The following is an 11,763-nucleotide window of genomic DNA, read 5'->3' on the forward strand; positions in this document are numbered from 1 at the left end:
TTTATTTTCTACATTATTCGTCTCCCGCATTTCTTGCAGGGCATCCAAGGCTTTGCCATGTAAGGTATGCAATAATAAACTTGTCAATATCTCCATCCATTACCGCAGTTACATTTCCGCTTTCCGCTCCGGTTCTGTGATCCTTTACCATTGTATAGGGCTGCATTACATAGGAACGTATTTGATTTCCCCAGCCTATATCCTTCACATCACCTCTGATATCTGAAAGCTTCTCGACATTTGCCTGCTGCTTTAATAAGAAAAGCTTGGCTTTAAGCATCTGCATAGCTTTATCCTTGTTTTGGAACTGGCTTCTTTCATTCTGACATTGTACCACCACACCTGTAGGGATATGTGTGATTCTTATAGCTGAAGAAGTCTTATTGATATGCTGTCCTCCGGCACCTGATGAACGATAAGTATCTATCCTCAAATCATCAGGATTTATGTCCACATCAAGGTCTTCTTCAATATCCGGCATAATATCACAGGATACAAATGAGGTCTGACGTTTTCCTGCCGCATTAAAAGGCGAAATACGCACAAGCCTATGCACACCATGCTCACTTCTAAGATAGCCGTAGGCATTCAAGCCGTTTATCTGTAATGTGACTGATTTTATACCCGCCTCATCACCTTCAAGTATATCAAGCACATCCACAGTGTAGCCTTCTTTTGCCGCCCATCTTGTATACATTCTATAAAGCATTGAACACCAGTCACAGGACTCCGTACCTCCGGCACCTGCATTCAGCTTCATTATAGCATTGGATGAATCATACTCCCCTGTAAGAAGAGTCGCTATTTTCAAAGCATCTATTTCCTTTGTAAACTCCTCAAGCATAGCCTCTATTTCAGGTATAAGGCTCTCGTCATTTTCCTCATAGCCCATTTCTATAAGGACTCCGATATCTTCGTATTCAGACTTTAACTTATTGTATTTTTCGACAGTATCTTTGAGCTGCTTCGCCTCTCTTACTATTTTGGTACTTTCTTTCGGATCGTCCCAAAATGAAGGCTCTTCCATTGCACGGTCCAGCTCAATTATCTTTTTTTCCTTACTGTCCAAGTCAAAGTGAATCCCTCACTTCCAGCAATATTTTTTCGTAGGATTGTAGTGTGGTTTTAAAACCGTCCAATTCTACCATTTGCTCACCCACTTTCATATTATTCTAAATATCCAAATGAATATCAACGATATTATATTAAAGTTTTAAGATTATGTAAACATCAGGCTTCTATATAAATAATACTATGCCTCATAAGCTTACGGTTTATGCTATCTTCCAGCTTACCGCTCTTTCTCTTGCATTTATAAATGTTTTATAGATTCCTTCCTGCTTTATCAGTTCTTCATGCTTTCCTTCCTGAACTATTTTGCCCTCATCTATAACCACTATCTTGTCGGCATTTCTGACGGTTTTTAACCTGTGGGCTATCATAATTACAGTCTTTTTTCTGGTAAGTTCCTCTATAGCCTGCACAAGCTCTTTCTCATTCTCAGGATCCACATTTGCGGTGGCTTCATCAAGTATTATAACAGGTGCCGATTTCATCATAGCTCTGGCTATTGAAATTCTTTGCTTTTCTCCACCTGAAAGAGATGCTCCTCCCTCTCCTATCACAGTATCATAACCCTTATCAAGCTTCATTATAAAATCATGACAGCATGCTTTTTTTGCTGCCGCAATCACATCTTCCATACTTGCATCCGGATTTCCGAATCTGATATTATTTGCAACTGTGTCCTCAAACAGATAAACACTTTGAAAAACAAAGCTGAAGTTTTTCATAAGAGAGTCCATACTGTAACTGCGCACATCCTTTCCTCCAAGTTTTACACTGCCCTTATTGACATCCCAAAATCTTGCTATCAATCTGCAAAGTGTTGTCTTTCCGCTACCGCTGGGGCCTACTATCGCAGTGGTGGTTCCCTCTTTTATATGCAGAGATATATTATTTATAATCTTTCTCTTATCATATGAAAATTCAACATTTCTTAAATCTATATCATGATTTTTTACATCTATATTATCTCCGTTTATATCCATAGGCTCTATTTTCAGTATTGCATTCGCCTTTTCTATCGCTATATTGACACTTCTTATAAGTGCTGAAAAACTTCCGGCACTGTCAAGCGAAGAGTACATCATAAAAGCACATATCATCATCATAATGCTGTCTGAAAGACTCAAACTGTTGTTTATATAAAAGTATATTGAAATTGCTACAATACATACACCTGTAGCCTTTGTAATTAAAGTCTGTAATGCCATAACCGGCAGCAAACGCTTTTCCATTTTAAAGTTGATATCTGAAGCATTATCTATGGACTTAAGCAACTTTTTATTTTCATTTCCATATAGCAAATATGACTTTATTTCAGACATCCCCTGTACATACTCCAAAACGGATGAAACCACAGCTCTGTCGGCACTGTCTTTACTCTCGGACACACTTAATGCCCTGTATTGAAGATATCTGTTTGCAATCAAAAATAATATCACTCCCGCCAATGCCATAAATGCAAGACGATAATCAAAGGTAAACATCATGCATATTATAAGCAAAGTGGTAAGAAGCCCCTGAGTAGTCATCATAACCACTTTGGTTGCAACATCCGCCAAAGCCTCCATAGTATTTGTGGTAACAGATGTGATATAACCTAAACTGTTTTCATTAAAATAACCCATAGGGATATATCTCATATGCTCTGCAATTTCTATTCGCTTATTTGCACAGGTACCATAACCTCCCTCTGTTTGCAACATTGTAGTCTTAGCTTTTACCATTACAGTTAATACAATACTTATAAGCAAAATACCAAGACTTATATAAGCGGTGCTTGAACTTACAGTATTTTCTATTATAGCCTTTATCACCACATACGTGGCAGGAACACGCAAAGCCTCTAAAAAAGCCATAAGAACTCCAAGTACTATAGATATATAAAATTTCCTCTTATTTACACTTCCGCAAAAATCAAAAAACTTTTTTAATACTTCTACCATAAATATCTCCTATGCCCTGTCTTTTACTTCCATATGTGCTTCCCACATACTCTTGTAAAGTTCACATGTTTTAAGCAATTCATCATGGGTATTTGCAGCTTCCACCTTGCCGTCATTTATTACAAATATTTTATCCACATCTCTTATGGTACTTAATCTGTGTGCTATAACTATCATTGTCTTATTATATGCCAGCTTAGCCACCGCCGACTGTATCAATGCTTCATTTTCAGGATCGGTATATGCGGTCGCTTCATCTAAAATTATAAGCTTTGCATCTTTTAACATAGCTCTTGCTATTGAAATCCTCTGTTTTTCTCCACCTGAAAGATGACCTCCGGCACTGCCTACCATCGTATCATATCCGTTTTCAAGTGCCTTTATAAAATCATGACAACCGCTTTTTTTTGCTATCTCTTCCACTTCTTTATCACTTGCTTTTGGATTGCCAAGTCTTATATTTTCTCTTATACTCATATCAAACAGGTAATTGTCCTGTGATACATAGGCTATAAATTTATTTTGAATATCCAAAGGTATATCTTTTGTATTTACTCCTCCTATCAAAACCTCTCCTTTACCTACATCCCACAATCCTGCTATAAGCTTTGCTATTGTGGACTTACCGCTTCCGCTTGGACCTACAAGTGCAACTACACTTCCGGCATCTATTTTTATATTTATACCATGCAAAACTTCCTTTTTATGGTAGGCAAAATGTACATTCTTAAGCTCTATATCAGTATCTTCCAACTCAAGATTGGAGCTTTCAGGTCTTTCCATATCTTTTTCTTCAAGTACACTGCTCACTTCAGACATAATAGTACCGACTTTAGCCAAATCCTCACCGAATGCGGAGCAGGCAATAAGCGGAGCTACAACTCCGAAAGAAAGTATTATAATCAGTATAAATACCGCACCGTTAAGACTTCCTTTATTATAAAGATATACACCTATGGGCAAAACACCTACCAAAGTTGACGGCAACAGTGACATTGCAACGGACGAATACCATATACATGAACGCATCCACTCAATAAAGCAGTCCGCCCCCTCTTTAGCGGCCGATACAAACTTCTCATAAGAGCTTTGTGCCTTACCGAATACCTTAATCACCTCAATTCCGTTTATATATTCCACCGCAGTATCATTTAAAGCCTTGGTCTTTACTATAGTGTTATTATATCTTTCATCCATATTTTTAAACATTCCCATATAGGCAATCATACCTACAGGAATCGTTATCAAGGATGCAAGTGCCATTCTCCAATCCAGAAAAAATAAATAAATCACTATACATACCGGTCCTAAAAGATTGGCCGTCAATTCAGGTATCATATGTGCAAGAGAAATTTCCATGCTGTCCACTCTCTCCACTATTATATTTTTGAGTGAACCTGAAGGAGTATCTTTTACATAACCTAAAGGCAATCTGTATAATTTATCACAGATCTCTTTCCTGATATCTGCCAGCATTTCAAAGGTTATTTTATGTGAAATCAATGTAGACAGATTGTGAAAAGCTATTCTAAGAATCCAAAACAGCATTATCAATAAACATAAATTAAAATATATTGAATAATCCCTTACTCCGTCAAGAAGCTTAACCACTATATTACCGATTACAAAATACGGTGCCATCGCAAAAAATACACCCAATATTGCAGCACCTACAGATATGATATACCAACCGGCTTTTTTCTTTATTATGCCTTTTAACCATGAAAAATCATACCTTTTCTTCATACTCAACTCTCCTTATCATACTTTAATCCAAGCAATCTGTCCCAACCTGCCGCAAAAAAATCCTGCAAACTGTTCACATACTCTATAGCATCATTCTTATCAAAATCATGCGCTACAGTTTCAAATATCCCGTTTAACAGAGAACTTGCCAGCATATGGCACAAATCTGCTCTTATAATTTTCAATTGATAACCCTGTACCTTTAATACATTCATAAATTTAATACTGCTTTCCACCTCCATATCTACAAGACTGTCTACATAATGCTCATAACTTGAACCGAAACCATGGCATACTATCAGTTTAAAACTCTCAAAATATTCATATATTATATCCATTATTTCCTCCATGCCCTGCTCGGAAAAGCTGTGCATAGAAGCTATCTGTTCTTTCGGGGTTGAATTGCCGAATATATCAAGTTTATTCTTAAACCCGTTTAGAAGTTTATCCGCTCCTTCTTTTACCAGACTTGAAAAAATCTTATCTTTATCCGCAAATCTGCTGTAGAGCATTCCGGTAGTGCAGCCTGATTTCTCAGCAATAACCCTCATAGAAGCATTCATATATCCCTGTTCCATAAACTCTTTTTTTGCAACTTCAAGTATTTTCAATTCTATATCAATATCTTTCATAAGCCTCTCCATTTCTTATAACACCGTTATTATAACACTGTTATAACTCTTTGTAAAGTAAAATAATTTTATATTCCAAGATTTTTATCGCATTATAAAAGAGGCATGATTACCATGCCCCTTTTTATCATATTACCTGTTCAATATCTCCATAAACTCATCACCTGTAATGCTTTCTTTTTCATATAGGAAATGAGCTATCTCTTCAAGCTTTTCTCTGTTTTCTAAAAGTATTTGTGCGGCTTTTTTATGCTGGGATTTTACTAAAGCCACTACCTGTGTATCTATTACCGCCGCTGTGGTCTCCGAAGCTGCCAATGAGGTATCTCCTCCAAGGTATTTGTTTGTAACGGTCTCAAGTGCCACCATATCAAAGTCCTTACTCATACCGTATCTGGTAATCATGGCTCTTGCAAGCTTGGTGGCCTGCTCTATATCATTTGATGCTCCGGTTGAAACATCACCGAATACCACTTCCTCGGCGGCTCTACCTCCTGTAAGTGTAGCAATCTTATTTTCAAGCTCGGTCTTTGTCATCAAATAGTGATTGCCCTCGTCCACCTGCATAGTATATCCTAATGCACCTGAAGTTCTTGGAATAATGGTTATCTTTGTGACAGGTGCCGAATTAGTCTGTTTTGCCGCAACAAGTGCATGACCTACCTCATGGTATGACACTCTCCACTTCTCGGCATCGGTCAAAATAGAATTCTTCTTCTGATATCCTGCAATTACCACCTCGATACTCTCTTCCAAATCATTTTGTGAAACGAACTTTCTACCGTCTCTGACCGCTCTCAGTGCCGCCTCATTTATAATATTTGCAAGCTCGGCTCCCGACGCACCTGATGCCATCCTTGCAATAATCTTAAAGTCCACATCATCAGAAATTTTTATCTTCTTTGCATGAACCTTAAGTATTTCCTCCCTGCCCTTCAGATCGGGAAGTTCTACAGGTACACGTCTGTCAAATCTTCCGGGTCTTGTAAGTGCAGGATCAAGTGCATCAGGTCTGTTTGTAGCTGCCAAAATCATAACACCGGAGTTACCTTCAAAACCGTCCATCTCGGTCAAAAGCTGATTGAGCGTCTGCTCTCTCTCATCATTTCCGCCTATTTGTCCGTCTCTTTTCTTGCCGATAGCATCTATCTCATCAATAAATACTATACATGGCGCTTTCTCCTTAGCCTGCTTAAAAAGATCTCTTACCTTGGAAGCACCCATACCTACAAACATCTCAACGAATTCAGACCCTGACATAGAGAAGAACGGCACATTTGCTTCACCTGCAACCGCCTTTGCAAGCATTGTCTTACCGGTTCCCGGAGGTCCTACAAGTAAGATACCCTTAGGCATTGATGCACCTATATCCTTATACTTACTCGGGTCATGCAGATAGTCAACTATCTCTGTAAGATTTTCCTTCGCCTCATCTTCACCTGCCACATCACTGAACTTAATGCCCTCAGACGACTTTACATATATCTTGGCACCTGACCTGCCCATACCTCCAAACATCAAAGAATTTGCACTGTTTCTGTCAAACATTCTCTTTGAAATTCTGTTCCACAGAAAATAAAATATTGCAAGCGGAAGTACCCAACTGACTATTGCGCTTAAAAGCGGTGACTCCTTCCTTATTATTTCACTTGAAAACTGTACCCCTGCATTATGCAACCTGTCTGTAAGTCCCGGATCATTCATCAAACCTGTTTTATATATTACATTATCATTTTTCCCTGTAAAGAGTATCTGATTTGTCTGTATATCAACTTTTGAAATTTCTCCTTTCTCCGTCATAGTCATAAAAGTACCATAGTCAACCTGTTTTATCTGACCTTCTTTTATAAAAGGTACAACTAAAAAATTCAGTGCCGTCATTATTACTAAAACAATAATATAGTAATAAATAAACGGTCTTCTATTCTTCGGATCTTCTATCATATTCCTCCATTCTTATTTATATTCAATAACCAATCTTCGATACATATAACGATAAATCGTTATTAGCACTATATCACAATGAGTGCTAATAATCAAGTGATATATAAGCCGGTCCTAAGACCGACTTATATATTTTAAACCGCCTTAAATCTTATCTGTACCTTAAATAAATCTCCGTCTATGATTATATCAAACTTTCCGCCCTGCAAAATAGTAAGAGACTTCGCTATTGAAAGTCCAAGTCCGCTTCCTTCAGTTGTTCTTGATACATCACATCTTACAAATCTCTCTGTAAGCTCATCAGGCCTTATATTTAACGGATTTTCAGAGATATTCTTTATAACAAATGTAGCTATATTATTCTCTGTGCTTATATCTATATATACTCTTGAATTTTTAGCCGCATATTTGAAAGTATTGTTATACAGATTCTCCAATACTCTCCAAAGATGTCTGCCGTCCGCCCTTATCATAATACTTGATGACGGAAGTATTGATATAATTTTAAGTCCCTTCTGACTGAACTTCTCTTCAAACTCTCCATTTGTCTGATTTATCATCTCAACCAGATCAATATCTCTTAATTCTACAGAGATATTTCCGCTTGATACTTTGCTTGCCTCTACCAAATCCTCCGTCAGATTTTTCAGATGCTGTGATTTTAGCGACAGTACATCTAAATATTCCTGTATCTTTGCATTCTCAGGCTTCTCTCTCTTTATCAAATCAACATAGTTTATAATAGAAGTGAGTGGTGTCTTAATATCATGTGAGACATTGGTAATCAGATCGGCTTTTAATCTTTCACTTTTTACCTGTTCATTGATGGCACCTTGAAAGCCCTTACTTATATTATTCAGATCCTTTACTACACTTATCTCTCCGCCGCTGAATTCACTCTCATCCAGTCTGTACCTTGTATCACCGTTTGCTATTTGCTTTATAGCTTCCGCAATTTTATCAAAAGCGGCAGCTGTTTTATATGTCTTATTGAATATCACAATGTTTATAATAAGGAAGATAATAAAACATATAAATATTGTAAGACGACCCAGAAGACTTTTTACATTAATTGTAGTCAGCAAAAATAATGTTACCACCACAAAATCCGCCAAAATCATTACCAGAAAGTTTGAACCGAGCTTCTTTTTAAAGGATCTCTTTAGCATATATACTGAAAAACTCTCTTTTATAACCTTTGTATATGAGTTTTTCCACAGAAGTCCCGCCTTGTACTCTCTAAGTATTGAAAATGCAATCGGCAAAGTCACAAGATATACGGCAACATAATTGAGCATCTGACTTGCAAAGTTCCAATGTATCTTTTCTATATATATATGTATCAATCTGTTTCCTATAAAATTATTCACGGCAAACAAAATCACTACTACAAAAATCAATAATAGAATTTTTACTTCAAAAGGTATAAAGTCAAACAGACTGTTGAGCCTGATTCCGTTTTCATTCTCAGAATGACCGCAAAAAGCCACAAGATAACATAAACTGATTCCCATCAATATAATACCCAGAGTCACAAATACCAAGCCCAATGCATAAAGTCTTCTCTGACTCAGATAATTTACATTTTCAACAGCATAGACATCTGTAGCTGTATATAGAGTATTCACAGCAATATATACCTGATACGGCTTTTGAAGCTTATCGGTCAGTTTTTCAGCCTGAAAAGACAACTCATTCGGCACTTTACTTAGATTGGTCTCTACAAGCATCCCCTGTGAAGATGTTATTGCAAACCTGCCGTAGTCATATACGGTTTTTATATTTAACGTTCTGTCATTTGTATATATTATATCTCCATATTCAAGTCGGTATCTGAAATTGGACGGTTTCAGCACAAATCTCTCATAGGCTTCGTAATATTTTGACAGCAATCCTATGCTCTCCGTTATAGCTGTCTTCATGCTCATATATGCATCGCCGGGTTCTACAATTGCGGAGTCATTAGCATAGGTTCTATAATTTACAAAGTATGAAGTATCCTCTATTTGATTTACCAAAGACTGGTCTACAACACTTAGCTGATAATGTTCATCAATATAGTATCCATGTCTTTTAGCATACTCTATTATAGAGCCGACTGTAAAATCCACATCATTGCTGGGACCCATATTCAAACCGAATATCTTCTTATTTATATCAAGTTTCCCATCCGTTTCAAATACATCCTTTAAATTGGCATAGGAAAAAAGCAATGAAATATCGGAGTCCACCTGCTTCATAAATGCAGGAGATTCGTCATATTTTTCCGCATTCATCCATAGAAGCCCCTTATTAAAATTTTCATTGCAATAAATAATTGAAACACCGCACACAAATATAATAAAAGCTGTCAGGTGTAATACCACTGCCCAAATCTTCAATCTGCCTTTTGAAAAAAATATACCTTTATCCATATCAATGCTTTTCAATCTTATATCCCACTCCCCAAACGACCTTTAAGTATCTGGGTTCCTTCGGATTTATCTCAATCTTCTCTCTGATATGTCTTATATGTACCGCCACAGTATTGTCGGCACCGATTGCCTCTTCATTCCAAATCTGTTCATATATCTCATCTATTGAATAGACCTTTCCTGCGTTTTTTGCAAGCAAAAGCAGAATATTATACTCTATCGGTGTAAGTTTAATAAGTTCTCCCGCCACTACTACTTCCTTGGTCTCATCATCTATCTCAAGATCTCCCACCACCACTCTTTGCGGCTCAGGCATTGACATATTTCCAAGTTTTTTATATCTGCGAAGCTGACTCTTTACTCTTGCCACCAGCTCAAGAGGATTGAAAGGCTTAGTCAAATAGTCGTCTGCACCTATATTAAGTCCAAGTATCTTGTCAGCATCTTCAGACTTTGCAGAAAGCATTATAATAGGTATGGTACTGTTCTCCCTTATCTGCATTGTTGCTCTTATTCCATCCAGTACCGGCATCATTATATCTATTATCAAAAGATCCACTTTATGTTTTGCCATCAATTTTATAGCCTCTTCTCCGTCATAAGCGGCTATCACTTCAAAACCTTCTCCTGAAAGATAGATTTTAATTGCATCCACTATTTCTCTGTCATCGTCACATACTAATATCAATTCCATAGTTCCATCCTTTATATATATCTTGACATAATTTTCATTTTGCTTTAGTTTAAAATACAAATTGTATCGGATTGTTTTGCACTCTGTGCCGTCACAACCCTGCTATCAATTATACCATTTGTTTTCATATAAAAAAACAAAAACTTTAATAACGAAAACATTATATAGTAAAACTGTTAAATTTTTGTGTTTTATAGGTGTAGATATGTATAGAGATGATTATTTTTTAAAAGAAGCTGTAAAGCAGGCAAAAAAAGCCCTTTCAATAGGTGATGTACCTATCGGCTGTGTTATTGTGTTTGAAGATAAAATAATAGCCAGGGGATATAATAGAAGAAACAAAGACAAAAGTACACTGTCACATGCAGAAATAATCGCTATAAAAAAAGCTTGCAAAAAAATGGGTGATTGGCGACTTGAAGACTGTACCATGTATATAACCCTCGAGCCCTGTCCTATGTGTGCAGGTGCTATAGTGCAGTCAAGAATAAAAAGAGCGGTCTTAGGTGCTATGAATCCGAAAGCAGGATGTGCAGGCTCCGTATTAAACATACTGCAAACTGACGGATTCAACCATAAGACCGAGGTGGAGCTTATATCATGTGAATCGCTTAAAAACGAATGTTCGTTGCTTTTAAGTTCATTTTTCAAATCACTAAGGCAGACAAAGTCACAATAATATTACTCCTTGACAAGCCTTACATCCTTTAATCTGCCGTAAGTATTCTGACCTTCTTCATATGTCTCAAATACTCCCTCTACTGTGACTAAGGCTTCTTCATCAGGGCAATTCTCATGCCTGTTCATGCTCTCATCCGCCCAAAGTAATTCAAGACCTTGGGCACAGCATGCGGCAGCATCCTTTACCATACAAAAATGATAGTATTGATCATTTTCCTTACTGTAGGATGAATAATAATTTCCGGTCACCTTAAAACTCTTTCCGACATATGACTTGGGATCAATCATCATTTGATATATTGTAGCATATACCAAATCAGGTCCCATACTGCTTAGATCATAATCCACTTTGCCGTCCGCTTTGCTGTCTTCATTTTTTGTTTCCGTACTGTCGCTCTTTACGCTGCCGCTATCTATACTGCCTTCGCTGACAGGCTTTGCAACACCTACAGCCTTTGTTCCTCCGCATCCTACCAATAAGATGCAAGATAATGTTACTATAATTTTTCTCATAGGTTCCCCCTTATATTATTCTTTTATCAAGCTTAAGCATATCCTTTATGCCCGAACTCCGGTACTATTATAATTTTTATTTTAAAACCTGTACACTGAAATTTATCTTATTTTTGTATTTTATATAT

The 11,763-nt window shown here is 37.0% G+C and carries 9 protein-coding genes; 1 reads left to right on the forward strand and 8 read right to left on the reverse strand.

Translation table 11 applies throughout. From position 1 onward, the window contains the following. Nucleotides 1-13: 13 nt before the first annotated feature. The 7 genes from prfB to HMPREF0381_RS12180 form a co-directional block, all read right to left on the reverse strand. A protein-coding gene (gene prfB, locus HMPREF0381_RS12150) for a peptide chain release factor 2 (protein ID WP_154647102.1) occupies nt 14-1,148 on the reverse strand; the annotation gives its coding sequence in 2 pieces (ribosomal slippage) (nt 14-1,072 and nt 1,074-1,148; 1,134 coding nt in all). Nucleotides 1,149-1,274: 126 nt separating this feature from the next. Next, complete coding sequence (locus HMPREF0381_RS12155) at nt 1,275-3,011, reverse strand: ABC transporter ATP-binding protein (RefSeq protein WP_008752288.1); 1,737 nt, start codon at nt 3,009-3,011, stop codon at nt 1,275-1,277. Between the two features lie 9 nt (nt 3,012-3,020). Continuing rightward, nucleotides 3,021-4,757, reverse strand: coding sequence for an ABC transporter ATP-binding protein (locus HMPREF0381_RS12160; protein WP_008752289.1), 1,737 nt, complete (start codon nt 4,755-4,757; stop codon nt 3,021-3,023). Nucleotides 4,758-4,759: 2 nt separating this feature from the next. Further along, nucleotides 4,760-5,389, reverse strand: coding sequence for a TetR/AcrR family transcriptional regulator (locus HMPREF0381_RS12165; RefSeq protein ID WP_040461440.1), 630 nt, complete (start codon nt 5,387-5,389; stop codon nt 4,760-4,762). Nucleotides 5,390-5,521: 132 nt separating this feature from the next. After that, nucleotides 5,522-7,333 (reverse strand): ATP-dependent zinc metalloprotease FtsH, encoded by a 1,812-nt coding sequence (gene ftsH / locus HMPREF0381_RS12170; protein ID WP_008752291.1) that lies wholly within the window; start codon nt 7,331-7,333, stop codon nt 5,522-5,524. Between the two features lie 134 nt (nt 7,334-7,467). Beyond that, nucleotides 7,468-9,747, reverse strand: coding sequence for a sensor histidine kinase (locus HMPREF0381_RS12175; protein WP_008752292.1), 2,280 nt, complete (start codon nt 9,745-9,747; stop codon nt 7,468-7,470). 1 nt (nt 9,748) lies between these two features. After that, the gene (locus HMPREF0381_RS12180) at nt 9,749-10,441 is read right to left on the reverse strand and encodes a response regulator transcription factor (RefSeq protein ID WP_008755151.1); all 693 of its coding nucleotides are present in this window, start codon (nt 10,439-10,441) and stop codon (nt 9,749-9,751) included. Between the two features lie 205 nt (nt 10,442-10,646). On the opposite strand from HMPREF0381_RS12180, the gene tadA reads away from it, so the two are divergent. After that, on the forward strand, nt 10,647-11,120 hold the full coding sequence (gene tadA / locus HMPREF0381_RS12185) for a tRNA adenosine(34) deaminase TadA (RefSeq protein ID WP_008752294.1): 474 nt from the start codon (nt 10,647-10,649) through the stop codon (nt 11,118-11,120). A gap of 2 nt (nt 11,121-11,122) precedes the next feature. Here tadA and HMPREF0381_RS12190 read toward each other — a convergent pair whose 3' ends face one another. Then, complete coding sequence (locus HMPREF0381_RS12190) at nt 11,123-11,635, reverse strand: hypothetical protein (protein WP_008752295.1); 513 nt, start codon at nt 11,633-11,635, stop codon at nt 11,123-11,125. Nucleotides 11,636-11,763 lie beyond the last annotated feature (128 nt).

This window comes from Lachnoanaerobaculum saburreum DSM 3986, from assembly GCF_000185385.1.
In the GTDB taxonomy this organism is placed as follows: domain Bacteria; phylum Bacillota; class Clostridia; order Lachnospirales; family Lachnospiraceae; genus Lachnoanaerobaculum; species Lachnoanaerobaculum saburreum.

What these genes read in the sequence shown, in the direction of transcription:
- HMPREF0381_RS12155 (WP_008752288.1), bottom strand. Translation starts at nt 3,011, where the DNA reads ATGGTAGAAGTATTAAAAAAGTTTTTTGATTTTTGCGGAAGTGTAAAT.
- HMPREF0381_RS12160 (WP_008752289.1), bottom strand. Translation starts at nt 4,757, where the DNA reads ATGAAGAAAAGGTATGATTTTTCATGGTTAAAAGGCATAATAAAGAAA.
- HMPREF0381_RS12165 (WP_040461440.1), bottom strand. Translation starts at nt 5,389, where the DNA reads ATGAAAGATATTGATATAGAATTGAAAATACTTGAAGTTGCAAAAAAA.
- ftsH (WP_008752291.1), bottom strand. Translation starts at nt 7,333, where the DNA reads ATGATAGAAGATCCGAAGAATAGAAGACCGTTTATTTATTACTATATT.
- HMPREF0381_RS12175 (WP_008752292.1), bottom strand. Translation starts at nt 9,747, where the DNA reads ATGGATAAAGGTATATTTTTTTCAAAAGGCAGATTGAAGATTTGGGCA.
- HMPREF0381_RS12180 (WP_008755151.1), bottom strand. Translation starts at nt 10,441, where the DNA reads ATGGAATTGATATTAGTATGTGACGATGACAGAGAAATAGTGGATGCA.
- tadA (WP_008752294.1), top strand. Translation starts at nt 10,647, where the DNA reads ATGTATAGAGATGATTATTTTTTAAAAGAAGCTGTAAAGCAGGCAAAA.
- HMPREF0381_RS12190 (WP_008752295.1), bottom strand. Translation starts at nt 11,635, where the DNA reads ATGAGAAAAATTATAGTAACATTATCTTGCATCTTATTGGTAGGATGC.